This is a genomic window from Mangrovibacterium sp. (genome assembly GCF_041596335.1).
In the GTDB taxonomy this organism is placed as follows: domain Bacteria; phylum Bacteroidota; class Bacteroidia; order Bacteroidales; family Prolixibacteraceae; genus Mangrovibacterium.
Window position 1 is genome coordinate 106,073 of record NZ_JBFHIT010000004.1, and the last position, 22,108, is coordinate 128,180.

Sequence of the window (22,108 nt, forward strand, 5' to 3'; positions counted from 1 at the left end):
ATATACTATCATGACAAGGAAACAAACCAAACAAATACTCCGGGGCGTATTGCTTATCGGAACCGTAGTCTCCATGTTTTTCGTGCCCTGGATTTTGGTGAAGACATGGTTGACGCCACTTCCTGACACCGTACAGGAGCAAGTAAATGACGCCATTGGACTTGGATTTGATGGAATCCTTGTATATGTAGACCGCGCAGGAACAGAGCCTGCATTTTACGCCGCAGGTTGGAAAAACCGGGAAAATAGGATACCAGCCAATCCGCATGCCTTGTTCAAGATTGCCAGTATCGGTAAATTGTATGATGCTCTGGCCATTACCAAATTGGTCGGTGATAACCGTCTGTCGTTGGATAAAACGCTTGCCGATTACTTTCCAGAGCTTGTGGGAAGAATTGAAAATGCGGAGAGGATTACCTTGAGAATGATGGTGGAGCACCGGAGTGGTATTCCGAATTTAACGAACACTCCAAATTTTTGGATCGATCCCCCAAAAAGCAGCAGCGAAGCGCTTGAACGCGTATTGGATTTGCCGGCTAGCTTTTCCCCGGGCGAAGACTATGAATATTCAAACACCAATTATTTACTGATAACGTTACTTATTGAAAAAGTGACGGATATGAGCAAGTTCGAATATATTAAGAAGGAAATTCTCAATCCACTCGGGCTGAAAAATACGTTCGGATCATTTCACGAGGTGAATTTGGACGATTTAATGAGTGGCTATTATGTTGGTGTAGAAGAGGATATTAAAACAACTGACTATGGCTCAATGATTGCGACAGCAGAAGATGTGGGGATATTTCTACGCGCTTTAAACGACGGCTCTTTGTTTGATGAAGGAGAACAGGAAATCTATTCTTCAATCTATGTATACAATCATACCGGCCTTATTCCGGGTTACCAGAGTATTGCAAAATACCACAAAGATATCGACACGGTGGTCATTCAATTTGTGAATACAACCAACTTTGATGGCTATACCTGGAGCTTATTTGAAATGGTGTATAACCGTGTTGTGAAAATACTGAGACGGGAATAGGGTGCATACCCGGTTCAAGCGGGTTTTGCCACTTGATCCGATGGTTGGTCAATCTAATCAGTTGGAAGAGCAGGCCAACGGACCATCAACGAAAAAGATGGCTTTACCAACTACTTAATTTTTTTTCAATTTAAACACGAATCAATGAACTTTAGAGCGAAAAAATATGGAATTGTAGCAGGCATTTCACTCGTACTTATGGCCATTGTTGCAGGGTTCACGTTTGGCTATGCACACCGCAAACTGGGAGCAAATTCCCCTGAAGGGATTTTAAATAATCTGATTGCCAACACATCACTGTTTTATACTGAATTGGCTGGCTGGAGTATCATTTTTATTTTTGACTTGATTGTGGCTTTTGCATTGTATGGGTTTTTTCGCAATGCCTCGAAACAATTGTCGGCAATAACTGCCTTCATTAGAGTTTTTTACACGCTATTATTGGGGATTGCCATTTTGCAATTATTTAAAATAGTTCCGGCGATAGCAATCGATAACCCCATTCACGATCACCTTACTGCAGTCGAAACGGCAGCTCATTTTCAACTGTTTGAAAGACTATGGTCGATAGGCCTCATTATATTTGGATTGCATCTCATCGGTTTGGGAGCTTTATCACTTAAGTCACAAACAGTACCTAAACCGATAGGCTATTTGCTTTTTTTCGGCGGGCTTGGCTATACGTTTTTGCATGGTGCCCGACAGTTAAGTTTCTTCGATCCGAACCAACTTCAGTCGGTTGAAACATTTCTTGCTTTCCCGATGGCGCTTGCCGAAATTTTGTTGGCATTCTGGCTCTTGTATAGTGGTTTACGAAAACCACACTTAGAATTAAAAAATTAGTATCTGTTTTAGGTATGGCGCATTATAAGCAGGGAAAAAAATGAAAAGCTGGTGTGCGAATAAAATGAGAAGCCATTAAAAAAAAATAGTGGCAGACATATGAAACGAGCATGGTACAAATTACAACAAAAGGTAATGTATAAACTCTGCGAGTTTCGCGTGAGATTCAGAAGATGTTCAAAGGTTTATTGTTTGATCCAACAGCGAATCAGTAACTTAATTAATATATATGCAGATGAAAAAAGTAATTACAACTCTTGCATTAACGCCTATTGTATTATTCGTTCTCGTTCTGGCGATTTTATCGATTTTGTATTCTCCTACCTATGTTTACCGACTAGTTACTCAAAATGTGGCTGATGTGTATGATTACCAGTTTTATGAAAATAGAACGATTGCGGCTTCTGCCAATGCATTTCAGTTTACCCAACGCGAAAACGATGAATATGTTGAAGACTTATTTCAGGATAGAATCTCCAGATCAGGCTTTAAAACATTTGACAAATGGGCCGAAAAGTCGCAAACTACTGCCATGATATTTATCCGTAGGGATACAATCTTGTATGAAAAATATTTTAACGGATTTAGCAGGGATTCCTATTTTCATTCGCAGTCTATGGCAAAATCATTTATTTCATTTTTAATTGGTATTGCGATCGACGAGGGGCTGATTTCAGGAGTGAATGATCCCATGACAAAATACATTCCTGAACTCAAGGAACGCGATCATCGATTTGAGAATATCACGATCAAAAACCTGCTCGAAATGCGATCCGGACTTCAATATAATACCAGCTATCTGCCCGGAACCTATATCCATGCACCCTGGCACGATGAGGCAGTGGGGTACTACCACCCGAATGTTCGTAAACTTTTACTTAAAAAGGTAAAAATTGCTACTGAACCAGGAGGTGATTTTCAATATTGCAATTACAATACCAGCTATCTGGGATTAATTCTTGAAAGAGCAACTAATCGCACGGTATCTGAATATCTTGAACAAAAATTATGGTCAAAAATTATGGAATACGATGCCTTGTTTTCGATCGATAGTAAGAAATCAGGGTTTGAATATATGCCTAGCCGTTTGATAGCAAGGGCTATTGATTACGCCAGATTTGGACGGCTTTTTTTGAATGAAGGCAATTGGAATGGAACCCAAATTATCTCCCCGGATTGGGTGTTGGAGTCAACCACCGAAAATGAGAGCATTCCTCGCAATAGATATCCCGAATGGTTTGGAGAAGGTTGTAAAAGGGTGTTTTACAGTTATCAATGGTGGGGCCATTCAAATTGTGATTCCACATTTCAATTTGCAGCTTCCGGAAATTTAGGGCAAAACATTTATGTTATTCCCGATAAGGAAATTGTTATTGTTCATTGTGGTAACTCATTAGATCATTATGGGGATAATGATTTATGGGAGATTGCGGCGAAACTATAATCTTTTCATCGATCGAATAACTGTGGGGTCGTAGGTCGACTATCTATTTTGCAGCCGTTTGTTATGAACACTTACGCTTTCTTGTTTTGTTATAACTTACGCAATGGAATCCACCTCCGGAAGCATTTAATTTATAAGCATCACAAAACACTATTTTATGATTGGGAGCCAGTTTCTTAAAAACACTGGCTGTTTTTTCATCTGCTTTTTGGTAACTACCAGAACTATCTACATAATTGTCATACGAGGGTAGAACAATTACTTTATCAGTAATCAGGAAATTAAGGTAACTTGAAACTAATACGGATAATTTCTTTTCTCCATTCCTCGTTCCATTTTCTCCCAAAATAATTGGAGCCACCGGTACTCTAACAATATTTATCTTTCGTCCATCCTGCAGACGGGCATTTTGCAAAATCTGGTAATTTTCTTCCATTCGTAAGTAAGTTTCATGCATTAATTCATCGGTAGAGGCTAATATCGAATCAACTTCTGCCAACAAAACCGTGCTATCATTTACGAAACGACAAAACTCATCAACATGCCCATTTGTGCCGGCGAACTCGTAATAAAAATCACCATCTATTCCTCCTTTGCTTTCATCTGTTACCAATCCTTTATTCAGCCAAATTATATTAGTTTGATTAAAAGCATTTTTATAGTAGAATTCTATTTGATCCGTAAAACAGTCTGCATTAATATATTTCTCATATTGCCTGACCAAAATAACAGTTCCTTTTCCGTTAAATTCGCGCGCTCCTCCAATACTTCTAAATAAATCATTCCCACTTAATCTGGTTTTCGATTTAAACGGAAACTTTTTCATCAGCCAATCTCCTTCGGGATATCGATTCATCAACAACAATTTTTCACGACCCTTTTTATCATACAGAAATACCGGGAAATGATCTCTTAGCCAAAAGGAAGCCTTGGGGATTTCGAGCGATAAAAAATCAATATTTTTTAAATCAACCCCTTCTTGAAGCAAGTCATTTTGTATTTTTTTTTCATTCTTTTTACCCCCATCATATACCAGGGTGACATGTTCATAAATAGAAAGGGTTTTTACTAAATCCTTCGTAAAATCCGGAGTAGCTGTACTCCATCCAACATACACCGTTTCGCACTCTTCAAAGTCAGCGGAAGGATAATACTCTTTTGTTCCTTTTGAACACCCTCCAATTGAAACACTTACTACTATTAAAACCCAGACACAAAAATTGGTTAAAGCCAAATTTTTAACATAAAACCCATGCCGAGCATTCATACTCATTCTTTTTTCAACTTGTTTTTTATTACAACACTCTGTTACCTCCCTGTAGGAGTGGACATGATATTTAATTAACAAAGCCAAACATCACATTTTCAACTACTTTATTAAGCAATTCTCCAACTTGTTAATTGTAAACTATAAGGAATCTGAATTCGATTTAAATTCAAAAAATTTGCTCATTCGTTCGCTACCTGCCTGTTGCAGGAGACAACAAAGACTTTACCCGGATAGCGGGAAATGAAATGACTTAAATCCAGATTGTATTCATTTGAACTTTTCGCAAATATAGATTTTTATATTTCCAGATTTGTTTTTTGCAAAAAATATGATTGAGGTGGCGTAGTTTTATAATTATTAATGGTAACGCTCCAATATTTTGTGGTTGTGCATATACTATCACGACCATCTTGCCGGATCATTTCCACTATATTTCCTGCATCACTAAATAGGCGGTGTATAGAATGTAAAATCCAAATAAAATCCCCGCTTCCCAGCGGTCTAACTTTTTCTTTTGGCCGGTTAGCATCGAAGTAAATACAAAAACAGTTCCTCCGATTAAAATGAACAAATCCAAATTGAATTTCGGATTATACTCAATCGGTTTTATTATGCTACTAATGGATAGAATTAAAAGGATGTTGAAAATGTTTGAACCGATGACATTACCAATGGCGATGTCACTGTTCTTTTTCATTGCTGCCACAATCGATGTGACCAGTTCCGGCAACGATGTTCCTGCAGCAACAATCGTTAGCCCGATGATTTTTTCACTAACGCCTAATGTGGAGGCAATGCTAACACTATTCGTCACAACAAGGTGTCCGCCCAATATCAATCCGGCAAGTCCTGAAATTATAAAGCTCCAGATTTTTATCGCTGATTTTTGATGGTCAGTTGTATGAGACTGAGGCTCATTTTTCAGTTGAGTAAAGACATAATACAAGAAAAGGCAAAACAATCCCAGGTTTATAAATCCATCAATTCTACTTGAATAGGTTGGTCCGGAAAAGTGAAAATCATTTAGCAGGAACAATGCCAATAGGGCAACAAACAGTGAAATTGGTATTTCTTTCCACGCTGTTGATGATTGAACTTTAATCGGCAGAATTAATCCGGAGAAACCAAGAATAATAAACAAATTGAAATTGTTGCTTCCGACGATATTCCCCAGAACAATGTCGGAATAGCCATTCAGCGAAGCAATAATATTTACAACTAATTCAGGAGCCGAAGTGCCAAAAGCCACAATTGTCAACCCAATCACCAAATCCGACACATTGTATTTTTTTGCTAAAGCTGAAGCTCCGTCAACAAGCCAGTTTGCTCCAAAAATCAAGGAGACAAATCCCGCAACAACCAATAAGACAGGAATTACCATACAATCATTATTTTTGCCAAATGTAATCGAATATGAGTTTGGTTTTGCGATTTCCTGCAAAGTATTTCGTTTGGATAATCGCTTGGTAGGTGCAGGCGGAACGGATATCTACATGGCGAAAGGTCGAAAATACGAATTGAAAAACAGAAGCATCAGTTCTAAATTGGTTGTGAAGGTTTTTGATGCTTGTCCAAATCATCGAAAGTAAAAATTGAGCCGATAAAAAGGAAACAATGCAACCCGATGGATTTGCATCCTTCATCTAATAATTTACTTTTGTCAAACCTTGTAGCGCTTTTATAGCACTCGTGAAATTGCAGTTTGAATTGCACTGAACCTACAATAACAAATATAACTAACCAAAGCCATTGATTATGATCCGGTTGTTTTTTGTTCTTTTATTTTTAATACTGCAGTCTCTGGCCCAAGCTCAGAGTTACTCCCAGCTTTACTTTGAAAGAATCGACAGCGACTACAAAGGATTGATTTCAGATGTCGTTAATTCAATCTATCAGGATTCGAATGGCTTCATGTGGTTCTCAACTGATGAAGGTATTGCCCGCTACGACGGCTACGAATTCAGAAGTTTTAAGACAGACCCGCAACTTGGATTATTTTATGGGGTACAGATTAATAAAATTGTATCGGATAACGAGGATCGTATTTTTATCTGTACAAATCATGGGTTTTATGCGTATACAAAAGCGTTTGAACCGACCATGCAATTTGCAGTCGACCTGTTGGATAAGAAGGGTATTGTTGATTGCTTAACTGCCCGAAACGGAAAAATATACGTTTCAACTGACGAAATTCTTTATGAGTTAGATCCTGTTGCACAAACAGCCAACATACTTACACTTGAAGACGGGAGAACTAATATTGTTCCAAAACAAATTGTTGAAGATTCTAAGGGGCGAATTTGGGTTGGCAGCTGGGAACGCGGACTTTTATTGCTTCGGCCGGAAAGTAAAAAACTCACTTCGTACAAATTATTTGAACGTACATCGCCAATTGGGACTACAAACTCCGTCAATTCGCTTTTCATCGATAGTCAGGGCTATTTGTGGGCAGGAACCTGGGGGTGTGGTTTGCATGTGCTCGATGTTAGCTCCGACTCCGCAGTTAATGTGATCAAGTCGTTTACGTATCATCCAGAGGATAGTAATTCAATCCCCGGAGATATTATCCATGTCATTCGTGAAGATATCAATAATACAATTTGGATTGGTACACCATACGGTTTGGCTGCTATTCGGTATCCACTAACCAGAAAACACCAGATTAGCCATTATACCACCAGCAACAATAAAGATATTTCCTCTAATATTATTAAGGATATTTTCCGCGATCGTTCCGATTTACTTTGGATTGCTACAAAGGGCGGGGGAGCAATGAAACTCAACCTGGATCAGAAGAAATTCGTCACGAAACAAATTCCTGAATTAGATCAGCAAATTAGAACACAAGCGGTGCACGCTTTTGAAATCGACAAAAAAGGACGATTATTGCTCGGGGTGTTGAGTCTGGGATTTGTTGTTTATGATTTCAAATCGCAACAGTTCTCTCACTATAAAGATGTTCCGGAATACCGAAAAATTGCGGACGAGTTTGATCTGAATACGGTCAATTCATTCCTTTGGGATCAGGACTCCGTTTTGTGGATGGGGACCAGGTACAATGGTCTGGTTCAGGTTAACCCCAAAACAGGCGAAATAAAATATATTAATAACAACACCACACAGAGAGCCTTTAAGGGGCGCGAAGTTAACGTTCTGTATCTGGAAAAAAATGGGGATATCTATGCCGGCACGGAATTGGGTATCAATCGTATTTCGCACCATGGGAATGGCGAATTTAAGATTCGGTACATTGATTTTCTCAACTTCATCCCAAAAACTTCGGCACGAGGAGCGGTAACCGGAATTGTGTCGTATGATAATCATCGGTTGCTTGTTTCAACTGAGTCGGCCGGGCTCTTTATGTTGGAACTAAATAAAGGAGAGACGGAGGTTACGCATTGGTCAAAAGAAGAAGCGCCGTTGAAAATCATTACGTTGTTTAAAGATTCAAATGACCGGATTTGGATTGGAACAAAAGGGCAAGGGGTGTTTTACATTGACAAGGCGACCGAGAAATTTGTATCCCCACATCCCGTGCAATTTATTTCCGGAGATATTGTGTATGGAATCAATCAGGATTCATATGGTAATATTTGGATAACGACCAATCATGGTCTTGCCAGATTTTCATTAAACAATCCGGAAACTGCAGATCGGTATTTTTACAGGAACGGTTTGCAGGGGAATATTTTTATATCGCGTTCTTTCTTCAACGATAAGTCCGGTCGGTTTTATGTGGGAGGACACAATGGGTTCAATATTTTTGATCCGCTTCATATTACCAAAGGAAATGATCCTTTTAATGTTGTTGTTACAGATGTTTTTGTCGATGGCCAGCGGTATCCGTACGTGCAGGGTGTGACAAAAAAAATAGAGATAGATCATACTCACAACGATTTTAGCACTGTTTTTTCCTCGTTAAGTTATCTTTTCCCCGATGCCAATCAGTATGCCTATCGGGTTGATGGAATTGATAAGGACTGGAAATATGTAAATGCCCAGATGCGCGGAGCCAACTACTCGAATCTTGAGCCGGGAACATATACTTTACGGGTTCGTGGTTCCAATTCGCAGGGGGTTTGGAGTGCCGAAGAAGAAGTTCTGGATATCGTTGTCCGTCCGAATCCTTTTTTTACCTGGTGGGCCTATCTGTTTTATATCCTGGTCATATTATCGGTATTCGGAATGGTGGTATATTTTCGGTTTAAAGCCTTGCAGATTAAGCAGAAATTGGAATTGGAACAGGTCGAACACCTCAAATCAGAGAAGCTGAATCAATATAAACTACGTTTCTTCACCAACATATCGCATGAGCTACTGACACCGATCTCAATTTTGTCATCGGCCGTTGAAGTTCTGAATTTGAAAAAACAATATCTGCCGGAGTCAGTCGCGGTAATGGAGCGTAATATCAACAACCTGAATCGATTGATTCGCTCATTGCTGCTTTTTAGAAAGCTGGAAACCGGGAATATGGGCATAAAAACGGAAGAAACAGATCTGTCGGGCTTTGTGAACGATGCGGTTCGGGATTTTAACCTTTTGGCAGCAAAAAAGAAGATTGACTTTAACCTTCAGATTCAACCCGATTTAAAAGGAAAAACAGATCGCGAAAAATTGGAAATGATTCTCCATAATTTGCTGTCCAATGCGTTTCGATTTACCCCTGAAGGCGGAAATGTAAGTGTCAGCCTGAAGACAGCATCACTGAATGAGAAAATGTTTGAGATTGGAGTGAAAGATAGCGGAATTGGTATCTCGCGGGATGCGCTGCCCAATCTGTTCAACCGGTTTTACAGGGTTGCCAATGAAAAAAGCAGTCCGGGAATTGGCATCGGACTCAATCTCACTAAAAGTTTGGTTGATGCGTTAGGCGGATCAATACAGGTTGAAAGTATTGAAGGAGAGGGGACAGGTTTCATAATCAGCTTGCCGATCTATTCTTCCGGTGACGATACGTCCATCAATGAAATGAATTCGATATTGCCGGAGGAAATTATGGAGATTCCCGGCAATGAGGAAGAAAATGAAACAGGATATGATCATTTCTTGAGCGAAGATGGAAGCAGGTCTAAGCCGGCTATATTGCTTGCTGAGGATAACGATGATTTTCGGAAGACACTGCGGGTGGCCTTATCCGAATATTTTATTGTTCATGAAGCAGCTGATGGTCAGGCCGCGCTCGAAATTGCCCGTGAAAAAGATATTGATCTGATCATTTCCGATGTTCGAATGCCCCTTTTGTCGGGACGAGAATTATGCCGAAAAATAAAATCCGATATTCAGTTTAGCCACATTCCAGTCATATTGCTCACTGCCCGTGTTGGCGAAGAGCAGAAACTTGCCGGATACGAAGCCGGGGCCGATGCTTATCTCGAAAAGCCGGTACAAATTAAATTGTTGATGCTTCGGATTCAAGTGCTTCTGAAACAGCGGCAAGCCATCATGAGGCAGTTTAAATCGAATCAGATCTTTGAACCCGAGAATGTTAGCATAACTCCGCTCGATGAGGATTTTATTCTGAAGGCTAAGTCGATTGTTGAAAAGTACATCGGCGATGCGGATTTTTCGGTGAAACTGCTGGCAGAGGAACTTAACGCCAGTAGTTCAATGTTATATCGTAAAATGCGAACCCTGATCGGGGTATCGCCAAACGAATTTATCCGCAATATCAGGCTCCGACGAGCAGCGCAATTGCTAAAAAACAAAGCATTTACCGTTTCGGAAGTGGCTTACAACTGCGGCTTCAACGACTTAAGCTATTTTGGGTCGTGCTTTAAAAAAATGTACGGCGTAACTCCCACAGCCTATCAAACTGGCGACCGGTTGACTCCAGAGAAATAGCCATTCAATTGGATTTCTGAAATTTGTTTTGATTTGTTTCGAAAAAGCTGTTGCCTGTTTGCAGATGGAGCAAGTATTCTGAAAGCAAGTCAACCGGCACAATTTCTTCCTTAAATGCCGCTTAATGTTTTCAGCGAGAATCGTAGTGTACACACTTCTTTATAATCCAACAGTTGGTCTCTACGGAGGCCACCTCTTTTCCCTAGTCTAGTTCTCTGTTTAAACAGATAAAAAAGAACTGCTCTTTTGGTTCCAGCTTTCCCATTGCCTACCCTCATGTTTTAAACGGTGCGGTTTGTTAACAATTCGATCTGCCATTAATTGATTCGCAGGATCATTTATTGCGATTTTTTGTCGGTTAAATCATTCAAATAGTATGAGTAATTAGTCATTGGTTTGTGTAATGGGTTGATATATAGATTCTAGTGGGTGTGAATGATAAGTGGGATTGATTGAATCAAATATCTGATCTTAATGGGTACGCAATAGCTAGATTTGTTAAAATGTGTAAAGAAACCTAATTAAAGATTAATTTTTAAACCTAATGATGGCTATGCAAAAAATTGGAATGTTAATGTTATTGTTTCTCATAGCTACCGCTAGCTGGGCCCAGAAAATATCTGTTCGGGGTACAGTTTATGATGATCAGGGCGGACTTCCCGGAGCATCGGTGGTGGTAAAAGGAACAAAATCCGCAGAGATAGTCGGTACGACTACAGACTTTGATGGAAAGTTTTTTTTAACTGTAGATAAAGATGCAGTTCTGGTGGTAACATTTATTGGTTATATCACCCAGGAAGTTCCGGTAAACGGACGTGTAGAATTAAGCATCGAATTGGAGAGTGAGACTACAGAACTGGATCAGGTATTGGTTGTTGGTTATGGTACGCAACAGAAGGCTTCTTCGGTAGCTGCCATTTCTCAGACAAAGGGAGAAGAGCTTTTAAAGGTGGGTAGTGTTAATACTGTCACCGAAGCTTTGCAAGGTATGATGCCTGGTGTAACTTCTATCTCAAGCGGTACTGGTAAACCGGGAGCTGATGCAGGTAGTATCCTCATACGGGGAATGGCCTCGTGGCAGGGGAATACCCCTTTGGTTTTGGTGGATGGAGTAGAGCGTGATATGGATGATGTGGATCCAAATGAAATCGAAAGTGTATCGGTATTAAAAGATGCTTCAGCAACTGCTGTATTTGGGGTACTTGGTGCTAACGGTGTTATTTTGATTACTACTAAACGTGGTACCATTTCAAAGCCCAAAGTTAGCTTTTCAGCAAATTTTGGATTGAAACAACCAACAGCATCTCCTGAGTATGCCGATTATATCACATCTATGCAGATGTGGAACGAGGCAGTGGCCAACGACCAGTTGTGGGATGAGTTAATCCCTGAGTATAAGATTGCAGCTTGGGAAAATGCCTATGCTACCGGCAATTATGGCCCTAACAATGATTACTTCCCGGAAGTTAATTGGTGGGATCTGATTATGAGGAAAGTAGGTTACCAGCAGCAGTACAACGTAAACGTGAGTGGTGGTACTAACTTTATGAAATACTTTGCATCGTTGGGCTATCTTAACGATGGTGATGTATATAAAGGCCAGGAGAACGCCGATTTTGACCCTTCGTTTAGCTATCGACGCTATAACTGGCGTGTCAATCTCGACCTTAATTTAACAAAATCAACAGTTTTCTCCGCTAATATGGCCGGGAAATTAGGCTACCGCCATCAGCCGGGTTACCGTATCGATGGTGGCGGCGAAGATGGTTATGGACAAGAGCAGTTTTTCAACGGTCTTTACACGGCAAGCCGTAACCAATATCCTGCTACATGGTCAGATGGTACCTATGCCGCCGACCAGGGTGGTGGTGGTAACCCACTCGTTGCACTCAACACAGGTGGTGAACGTGAATACAAATACTTCCAGGGATTTTTGGATTTTAAATTGAACCAGCAGTTAGATTTTATTACGAAAGGTTTGAGTGCAAAAGGTTCTTTCTCGTATACGAGTGATTCAAACTGGGAATCTTCCATAACCGCGGGAGGTTGGTCGTTCTCTTCCAATGCTATTTTATACAGTCGTTCTTACGACTATGCAAATCCGAATGACGACGGGACTTTACCATTGCTGAACGAAGCACGTTGGCCTGGCGATGAGTCGCGTATCGGACCTGTTTCTGCTTCGTATGACAGCTTTAAAAGCTATAATAAGAAAATTTACTACGAGGCAGCCTTAAACTACGAACGCACCTTTGGTGATCATAGAGTAACAGGTTTGGCCTTGTTTAGTCGTCGCGAAAGTAAGCCTGCGACTTATGAAGTGCAGTATCGTCAAGAGGACTGGGTCGGTCGTGTGACTTATGGTTACAAGGATCGTTACTTATTAGAGACAAACGGTTCCTATAATGGATCGGAAGCGTTTGCTCCCGGACTTCGCTTTGGTTTCTTTTATTCAGGATCTCTTGGATGGCGTATCTCAGAAGAACCAATGGTGAAACAATTTGCCGGTGAGTGGCTGGACAACCTGAAAGTGCGTTATTCTTATGGTACTTCAGGGTTGGATGGTACTCAACGCTTCTTATATCTTCAGAGTTACAGTGCTGCCTCAAGCGGTAACTTTTGGCGTGGTGGTGTATACTTTGGTGACACAGAAACGAATGTACAGTCACCTCTTTATCGCGAGGGAGATGCAGCAAATGACTTAGCTACCTGGGAAACTTCAATTAAGCAGAACTTAGGGTTTGAATTCGGTTTAATTGATAAGATTACCGGAACATTGGATTTATACAATGAAAAACGTGAGGATATCTTAATGGACGTTTGGGCTCCACTATGGTATTTGCCTACCGGAAGCACAGCAACCGGCAATATGGGAGAGACCAAAAACCGCGGACTTGAAGTGGAACTGAAATGGAATGACCGAATAAGCGAAAACTTGAGCTATTGGGTAAGCGGTAATGCTTCCTTCAACGAAAACCGTATTGTTTATCGTAACGATGGAGTAAATACTGCCGACCACTTGAAACAAGCAGGTAAACCGATTAGCTGGACCTCAGCCTATATTAACAATGGTTACTACACTAGTTTGGATGATATCTATAATTATACCACGGCAACCAGTTTCGCAGAGCAATCAAAGTTAGTGCCCGGCGATCAACTCTATGTCGATTATAACGCCGACGGAGTGATTACCAGCGATGATAACGTGGTGACCAAAAACGTGAAATACCCCTTGAATACCTTTACCCTTGCAGGTGGTATATCCTATAAAGGATGGGCAATGAGTATGCGGTTTTATGGCGTTTCCAATGTAAGCAAGGTCGTCCCGGATTTTATTCTTTACGATAATTTAAGTGGTGATGCCGGTATTTATTCGGCAGGGCCTGATGTTACCGAACGTTGGACCGTAGATAATCAAGCGAATGCTTCTAAGCCTGCATTACATACTGCTCAATATAACGGCTACAGCCAAAAAACAAGTACTTATTCTTATCGCGATGCTTCATACTGGCGTTTGAAGAATGTCGAGGTTAGTTATAGCTTTAATAAGAAAGCTTTGGACAGATTTAAAATGAGTAAGCTACAGCTATATGTGAATGGAAATAACTTGCTGACGTTCACAGATCTGGATAAACGTTTAGATCCGGAGGCAACTACTTTAGGTGTGTTCCCAATGGTGAGACGTTACAACCTGGGTATTAGAGCTGCGTTTTAACGATTGTCATTGCTTAACTTTTAATATTTAACAGATGAAACGAATATATAAATTAATGTTTGTCCTTTTACTGGCTTCACTTGTCGCTTGTGAAGAATATTTGGACATGGTACCATCTCAGGATTTTAGTGAAGAAGATGTGTACGAAACTTACTACACGGCTCAGAGCTACCTGGACAATTGCTACCGGGCCTTATATGATTTTTCCGGAGCGACAGCCGGTGGTATGGGGATTTACCAAATTGAAACGATTACCGACAATGCCTGTACACAAAGCCCCAATGCTGCCTTTAATTTGGGAGACTGGTATAATAAGAGTGGCATGCAAGAAGTCGGTTGGAATAGTACCAATCAGAATGGCGATAACGCGACTGGCTCCGGTTTGCCCATTTACAACGCTTCGTTCTGTTTGCGTATAGCCAACAACCTGATCGACAATATTGAGTCGATACCAGAAATTGGTGCCAATCAGGACCAGAAAAACTGGTTGATGGGGCAAGCTTATTTCTTCCGTGCCTGGTATTACTTTGAGTGGATTCGCCGCGTAGGTGGAATGCCAGCTGTCGATAAAGTATATGCCGGAGGTGAGGAGCTTGACTTACCTCGTCAATCCTACAAAAAATGTTCGGAAGATATTATTAGTGACCTGGATATGGCGATTGGTTTATTGCCTCACGAATGGCCTGATGTGAACCAGGGACGTGTGGAAAAGTGTTCGGCTCATGCCCTAAAGGGGATGGTTGCACTTTACGCTGCCAGTCCGTTAATGCAAAATAGTGTTGATGAGACAATCGAACGAGACGATTATGATATCGATTGGGCTACCCGGGCTGCTCAGTACTCTGCTGCTGCTTTAGATTATATTAAAACGAATCGTCCATCTAAAATGATGTTTGATCCAACAGGGTTGTCTGAGAAAGAAAGAGATAGCCTTTATACGGAGATTTTCTATCATACAAACTACATTGGCAAAGAGTCACTATTCTGTCGGAGTAGCAATGGCTTATCTGCCGGAGGTAATGCCCGTGACCGTGAGGCCGATCTTTCGATGCTTTATCAAAGCCTTCGTGTTTCTGGTCGTTCCGGATCTTGGGGTTTCTCGTGTAGCATGCCTACTCAAAATTTTGTTGATGCGTTCGAAATGGCTGATGGTACCGCTTTCGACTGGAACAACCCGGAACATGCCGCTAAACCTTATATGGATCGTGATCCCCGTTTTTACAACTTCATAATTTATGCTGGTCGTCAGTGGGGAAAAGTCGGTCATGTTGGAACGCATGATTTACCTGCTTACAACAAGAAAGCACCAGTACACAGTCCTTACTATTTCGAACCCTGGAGAGCGAGTGCTGACCTGGGTAGTGGATGGGGAATGGATAACGCTTACTCGTCTTACAGTAAGACCATCCCAACCGGCTATATGTTTAAGAAATTTTGGTGGCCCGAGGCTTACGGTCAGATCGGTTCTAATCCCGATGGTTTTGGTACGTACCACTACAATGCCGAATTTATTCGCACTACCGGTGTATGGTTAGATTTAGCCGAAGCCTTAAACGAAGTGGCAGGTCCTACAGGTTCTGTTACAGGCGCAACAGGTTATACCGCATTGGAATGTATAAACAAAGTAAGAGCAAAAGCCGGTATGCCAGCTATTATTACTCCTGGTTCTAAAGAAGCATTCCGCGAGAGAATACGTAATGAACGTCGTATTGAGTTGAGTTTCGAGTACCACCGTTGGTTCGATTTGCGCCGTTGGATGCTGTTTGACGAAGTGTTTAGTGAAACATATCCGATCAAAGGGATGAGTGCAACACTTGTGGCGACTGACGGTACAACGAATCAGGAAAACTGGACTTTCGAATATGAGGTAGTAGATATCCAGACTGAGTCACGTGGTTATTCACTAAGAAACTACTGGTATCCTATTCCTCAATCCCATATGGATCGTTTATATAATATTCAACAAAACCCGGGATGGTAAAACATCATTTTATAATGAATGCTTTATCAATAATGCAATATTAAATAATATGAAAACAAAAAGATTTTTAAAATATTTAAATGTGGTTTTGTTAGCTCTGATGCTTGTATTTCCGTATGGAAGTACAATGGCTCAGAAAAATAAAGCCAAACTTATAGAGGTGAGTTCTGTTGTGGAAGATGCCTCGGGAAATGCTATAAGCGGCGCGACTGTTCATGCGAATGAAGGAGCGGTGGTCGTACTGTCGAACGCTGAAGGGAAATTCACTACACAAGCCAAACAAGGTACGGTAATACTAATCGAAGCGGAAGGTTTTGCACCTATCTACTGGGATTTATCAAAAGAGCCCGTTATGGCAAAGATTTTAATGGACGAGATTCCAGTCAAAATGGGAGCTAACGACATGGTTAATTTGCCTTTGGAGCACCAGGTGAGTCAACGCAGTTTAGTTGGAGCTGTTTCTAAGATTGAAGGTCGTGATCTGGAACGCTATGCAGATCCTCTATTGAGGAATTCGCTTCAGGGGATGGCTGCCGGACTCAATGTCATTATGAATGCCGGCGGGATGGCCAACAACGCAGCCTCAGTATATGTGCGGGGATTATCGCGCAACGATACGAACGGACCAATTTTCATCGTAGATGGAATCGAACGCGGATTTGACGACATTAACCCGGAAGAGGTTGAAACCATCGAAATTTTAAAGGACGCAACAGCCAAAATACTTTATGGTTCCCGTGCTGCTAATGGTGCAATTTTGTTAACCACACGCAGAGGAGAAGCGCACAAACGTGTAATTGATTCTAAGGTGGAATTTGGAGTCGGTTTAACATCGCGCATGCCTAAGTTTCTTAATTCAGCTGAGTATGCTGTTCTTTATAATGAAGCTCGGGCAAATGATGGTCTGACTCCTCGTTATACAAGTGAGGATATTGCGAATTATAAAAACAGTACCGGTGAAAACGACCTTCTGTATCCGAATGCAGATTATTACGATTATTTCTTGCGTGATTATACCACCTACAATAAAGCCACCTTAAATGTGTCGGGGGGGAATAAAAATGCCCAATATGCTTTTATGGCCGGATACATGGGATACGGCGGTTTGCAAAAAGTTGGAACCGATCCTCGCCAGGACAGATTTAATATTCGGATTAATCTGGATATGGATATTACAAACGACATCTCTTCTTTTATCAATATGTCGGCCATTATGGATTCGTGGAAATATAGTGGTTTAGATCATTCATCTACTTTCAGTGCGCTTAGCTCTCACCGCCCTAATGAATATCCTTTTCTAATTGGCGAAGAGTATATTGAGCCAACTAAAGACGGAGTACCTGCTTATGGCGCCAGCTACATGTATGCTGCCAACTTGTTGGCTAGTATGGAAAACCAGGGTAATACGAATGAACAGTATATTAACCAGCAAATGACCACTGGTTTTAATTTCGATCTTGGTGATTTTACCGAAGGTCTTGAGGCCAGCGTTTCACTTTCGTTTGACAATTACTTCTTCGGTAGTCAGGTAATAGCTCCTAAAGCAGCAACATATATTCCTGTTGCAGACTATACTACACTTACTGAAGATGGTTCGCCTTTAGTCAATTTTCAATTGGCAAGAGCTGGAGTAACTGATACACAATACAACCTTAACTCTAAGAGTACGCTTAGAACAACTGCAATGAATGCAAAAGTTGGTTATGAAAAAGAAATTGGAGCAGGATTGTTGAATGCCTCCGCTGGCTATTTCTACTACCTAAAAGAAGTTGCAGGTTCATCACAGAATATTGAAAACGACAATCTGTTTTTAAGAGCTAATTATGCGATTGACAATAAGTACATTCTTGAAGGAACTCTTGCATACATGGGAAGCAATCGTTTCATGGAGGGAAACCGTCATTTCTTGTCACCTGCTATCGGTGCCGCCTGGATCTTGTCTGAGGAATCATTCATGTCTGGTGATGTGTTCGATTATTTAAAAGCAAAAGCCAGCTTCGGTATTCTTGGTTACGATGTTGCTACTGCCCATTATCTGTATGAAAACCGTTGGAGCGGTAATGGTTCGCAGTCATTCGGTGAAAAAAACTCAGGTGACTCACCGGGTAAAGTTTCACTGGACTCATGGGGGAACCCCGATTTAGAGTGGGAAAAATCCCGCGAGATCAACGTTGGTATTGAAGGGTTGGCTTTTAACCGTCAATTGTCTTTTGAAGTGAACTACTTTAACGAGTACCGTTACGATATGATTGACCAGGTTGATGAGCAATATGCCTCGATGTTTGGTCCGTTCAAATACTACACAAATTATGAAGAAGTTGCCAACAACGGTATCGAGTTGGATATCGATTACAGAAATGCTGTCGGTGATTTTTCATACCGTGTAGGCGCTAATCTTACTTATTCAAAAAACAACTATAAAGTAAAAGATGAAGTAGCGTATTCAGCTGATCGCACCACTGAAGGTCGTCCGACAAGTGTGATGATGGGCTACGAGGCATTAGGCTTATTTGGTAAAGATGTTGAGATAACCGGAGCGCCAACACAAATGTTTGGCCCTTATGGCGAAGGCGATATTGCCTATAAAGATCAGAACGGTGATGGTATGATTGATGATCTGGATAAAGTAGAGCTTGGCCTGAATACTCCAACTACTTTTTTAGGATTAGACGTAGAATTGAAATATAAAAATTGGGGATTGTATGCTTTAGGTACGGCCTCATTGGGTTCAATGGAAACGCTAAGCAATACTTACTACCGCAACAATGGCGAAAGTAAGTACTCCGTGTTAGCCAATGATGCTTATCATATTTCTCGTAACCCCAATGGTACTCAGCCAGGTTTAACAACTACTACTGGCGCTAACAATACCGTGAGTTCTGATTTCTGGATGCAACGTGGCGACTTTTTCCGCTTGAAAAACGTGGAACTTAGCTATACGCTTGAGTTTGCACCCGGAAGCACAGTAAAGAAAACGAAGTTTTATGTGCGGGGTAACAACCTGTTAGTGCTTTCTGACATTAAAGACTTAGACCCTGAAGCACCCAATGCCGGAGTGTCTAATTATCCTGTCATTCGCATGTTAACAGGTGGAGTGTCTATTTCTTTCTAATTGATAAATATTGAAAAAGGAAAACAAAATGAAAAAGATTAGATATATACTTGGATCGCTCGCTTTAGTTTGCTCGTTGGCTGCTTGCGACGACTATCTGGATCCTAAAGTGGATTCGCCTTATGGTGATGAATTCGCTTATACACTTCCTGGACCGGTTGAAGGATTTTTAACGAATGCCTATGGAGCTATTCCCGGTCAGATAGATCATTACGATGGCGACTTCCTTGATGCAGCTACGGGCGATGCGGTTACCAACCAATATAGCTCAAATATTTACGACCTTGGAGGTGGTAAAATGTCAAGTACCAGTAACCCGATTGGGATTTGGGATGCTGCTTATTCCAGTTTCCAATGGATCCATTTATTTCAGGAAAAATCAGCAGACACGGCTACCGTGAAATGGTGGATTTCTGATGATGCTAAGGATGCGATAGAACGCACCAGATTGATGGGCGAGTCTTATTTCCTGCGTGCATATTGGGGAATGGAGTTGCTCAGAGTTTATGGAGGTGTTACAGAATCAGGTGAGGTGCTTGGATATCCAATCGTCACTGAATTTGTGGACGAAGATCAGAAGGACGAAGTTTTGAATATGCCTCGTAATACTTACGAAGAGTGTGTGCTGCAAATTTTAGAAGACTGCGACAGCGCTATCTCTATTCTCCCGATGGCTTATACCGGAGATGATGTAATTTTAGGTAAAGCTCATATCGGTCGTGCCACAGCTGCAGCTGCTTATGTATTGAAGAGCCGCGTAGCTACCTTTGCTGCAAGTCCTGCTTACAATGGAGGTGTCGACGTTCAGGAAAAATGGGAGCGTGCTGCCATACTAAGCCAGGATGCGATTGATAAGGCTGGTATTAGCTACAGTGCACTTACTTACAATTTAGTTACAACACCTGACCTGTCAACGACTCCCAGTGACTACCTGTTTCGCAGATATCACAATAATAACTCGTTGGAAAGCAGAAATTTACCGCCTGCGTTTTGGGGTGATGGTCGTACCAACCCTTCGCAAAATCTGGTTGACGCATTTCCAATGTCCAATGGGTATCCGATTGCCGACCCGGCTTCTGGCTATGATCCTCAGAATCCGTTTGCAGGTCGTGACCCACGTCTCCGCAATACTGTAATTTACAATGGTGTATCTGTTGAGGATGGCGGTAGAGGTATGGAAGCTGCTGAAACAATTGCAGAATACTTTGTATTGGACGCTGATACAACAGAAGTGGATGATGGTTTCGGTAATATGGTCGAAGTTATTACGATCGTTTCCGACACCGTGATTTATCGTAAAGGATTAGATTCTGAAGGGGCTGATTACCGCGGAACGCGCACTGGATACTACCTGCGCAAGTGGATTTCTGATAAGGCTGCTATGCTTTCTGACATCAATCAGAAATTAAATGCAGAGCATATCTACCCAATTATTCGTGGTGCGGAAGCGTTCTACAATCTTGCTGAAGCTTCAAACGAAGCAGCGGGACCAACCGGTATTGTTCCTGGATGTAGTCAGTCTGCCTACGACATTATTAAAAATACCAGAACTAAGTCAATTGGTTTAGGAGCTTCAGATCCATACCTTGATTCACAAGTGGCAGATAAAAGCGATTTTAGAGCATTAATTCAAAACGAACGCCGTTTGGAGTTTGCTTTCGAGAATCACCGTTATTTCGACCTGCGTCGTTGGTTGCTTCCGTTAGCCGAGACCGTACGCGGAATGAGTGTAACTCAGGATGAAACAGGAGTATACACCTTCGAAGGCACAGATCCGGCAAACCCGGCCGGTTTTATTGAAGTAGAAAAACGCAGCTTTGATTCTGATCGCTATTACTACCACCCGCTACCATATGACGAGATGGCTAAAAATCCCTATTTGGAAAATAACAAAGGGTGGTAAGATCGCTTTAGATAGATTTAAATCAATTAAATACAGAGAGTTATGAATACATATAAATTGATATTTGCATCCCTTCTTCTATTCGCCACAATGGTTTCTTGTGAAAAATACGAGGATTATGTGAATGATTTCGACTATACGTCAGCCTATTTTAGTACGCAAAAACCATTGCGTACAATTGTTGCCCGCGATGAGATGCAGTTTGAAGTGGGAGTCGCCTTAGGGGGAATGCGTACCGACGATGGTAGTTATAGTGTGGATTTTGAAGTTGACCCAACTCTTTTGGATGTTATTCCTGAAGCTTCAGGGTTTATAGCTTTGCCAGAAGAGTATTACACACTGGGTAATGTGTCTAATTTCGATATTATAAAAGACCATATGCGAACGGTATATGTTACGTTGAATAGAGATGCGTTTACCTCCGATCCATTATCACTTGCAAATACTTATGCTATTCCGTTGCGAATTACCAATGCCACAGTAGATAGCATTCCCGGAAGTGGTTTGGAAACAGCAACGATATTGTCGAAAGATATTACGATTCTGGTTGTAAAGTATATCAGCCAATATTCAGGATATTATTACTCTAAAGGAGTACAGTATACTTTGGATATAAATGGCAATCCAACAGATACGACGCTATTTTACAATGAAAATTTGAGTCAAAATGCGGTAAAGCAGTTAACAACTGAAGCCGTAAATGTAGTTTCTGCCGATAAATTCGGAAACGATATTTCAGGTAATATGGAATTAACAATCAATAGCGATAATTCGGTAGAACTAGCTTCGTCTGATGTGGTGATTAATAGCTACGATTGTACTTACCTTGAAGATGAAACGACATTCTATCTGGATGTAAATCTTACTAAATCAGGAACAACCTATCAGGTAAAGGATACATTAATTCTTCGCCAGGCTCCTGAATTGGATCTTCGATTCGAAGAGTGGTAATGG

Annotated in this window: 11 protein-coding genes; 9 read left to right on the forward strand and 2 right to left on the reverse strand. The window is 41.2% G+C overall.

Annotation, left to right across the window (positions count from 1 at the left end; all coding sequences use genetic code 11):
• Positions 1 to 10 precede the first annotated feature (10 nt).
• From ABZD21_RS02865 to ABZD21_RS02875, 3 genes are all read left to right on the forward strand, one after another.
• Positions 11 to 1,042 (forward strand): serine hydrolase domain-containing protein, encoded by a 1,032-nt coding sequence (locus ABZD21_RS02865; RefSeq protein WP_372772768.1) that lies wholly within the window; start codon positions 11 to 13, stop codon positions 1,040 to 1,042.
• Positions 1,043 to 1,186: 144 nt separating this feature from the next.
• Positions 1,187 to 1,885, forward strand: coding sequence for a DUF4386 domain-containing protein (locus tag ABZD21_RS02870; protein ID WP_372772770.1), 699 nt, complete (start codon positions 1,187 to 1,189; stop codon positions 1,883 to 1,885).
• 235 nt (positions 1,886 to 2,120) lie between these two features.
• The gene (locus ABZD21_RS02875) at positions 2,121 to 3,329 is read left to right on the forward strand and encodes a serine hydrolase domain-containing protein (protein WP_372772771.1); all 1,209 of its coding nucleotides are present in this window, start codon (positions 2,121 to 2,123) and stop codon (positions 3,327 to 3,329) included.
• Positions 3,330 to 3,390: 61 nt separating this feature from the next.
• Here ABZD21_RS02875 and ABZD21_RS02880 read toward each other — a convergent pair whose 3' ends face one another.
• Entirely contained in the window at positions 3,391 to 4,602 is a 1,212-nt protein-coding gene (locus ABZD21_RS02880) for an agmatine deiminase family protein (RefSeq protein ID WP_372772772.1), read from the reverse strand.
• 424 nt (positions 4,603 to 5,026) lie between these two features.
• Positions 5,027 to 5,980, reverse strand: coding sequence for a calcium/sodium antiporter (locus ABZD21_RS02885; RefSeq protein ID WP_372772774.1), 954 nt, complete (start codon positions 5,978 to 5,980; stop codon positions 5,027 to 5,029).
• A gap of 374 nt (positions 5,981 to 6,354) precedes the next feature.
• Between ABZD21_RS02885 and ABZD21_RS02890 the strand changes: the two genes are divergently transcribed.
• The 6 genes from ABZD21_RS02890 (at position 6,355) to ABZD21_RS02915 (ending at position 22,105) form a co-directional block, all read left to right on the forward strand.
• The gene (locus ABZD21_RS02890; RefSeq protein ID WP_372772776.1) at positions 6,355 to 10,443 is read left to right on the forward strand and encodes a two-component regulator propeller domain-containing protein; all 4,089 of its coding nucleotides are present in this window, start codon (positions 6,355 to 6,357) and stop codon (positions 10,441 to 10,443) included.
• A gap of 553 nt (positions 10,444 to 10,996) precedes the next feature.
• Positions 10,997 to 14,158, forward strand: coding sequence for a SusC/RagA family TonB-linked outer membrane protein (locus tag ABZD21_RS02895; protein ID WP_372772777.1), 3,162 nt, complete (start codon positions 10,997 to 10,999; stop codon positions 14,156 to 14,158).
• A 34-nt stretch (positions 14,159 to 14,192) separates the two neighbouring features.
• Positions 14,193 to 16,139: a RagB/SusD family nutrient uptake outer membrane protein gene (locus ABZD21_RS02900; protein ID WP_372772779.1), complete on the forward strand. Its 1,947-nt coding sequence runs from the start codon at positions 14,193 to 14,195 to the stop codon at positions 16,137 to 16,139.
• Positions 16,140 to 16,188: 49 nt separating this feature from the next.
• Positions 16,189 to 19,251: a SusC/RagA family TonB-linked outer membrane protein gene (locus ABZD21_RS02905; RefSeq protein ID WP_372772781.1), complete on the forward strand. Its 3,063-nt coding sequence runs from the start codon at positions 16,189 to 16,191 to the stop codon at positions 19,249 to 19,251.
• 28 nt (positions 19,252 to 19,279) lie between these two features.
• The gene (locus tag ABZD21_RS02910; RefSeq protein ID WP_372772782.1) at positions 19,280 to 21,154 is read left to right on the forward strand and encodes a RagB/SusD family nutrient uptake outer membrane protein; all 1,875 of its coding nucleotides are present in this window, start codon (positions 19,280 to 19,282) and stop codon (positions 21,152 to 21,154) included.
• A gap of 42 nt (positions 21,155 to 21,196) precedes the next feature.
• Complete coding sequence (locus ABZD21_RS02915; RefSeq protein WP_372772783.1) at positions 21,197 to 22,105, forward strand: hypothetical protein; 909 nt, start codon at positions 21,197 to 21,199, stop codon at positions 22,103 to 22,105.
• Positions 22,106 to 22,108: the final 3 nt, after the last annotated feature.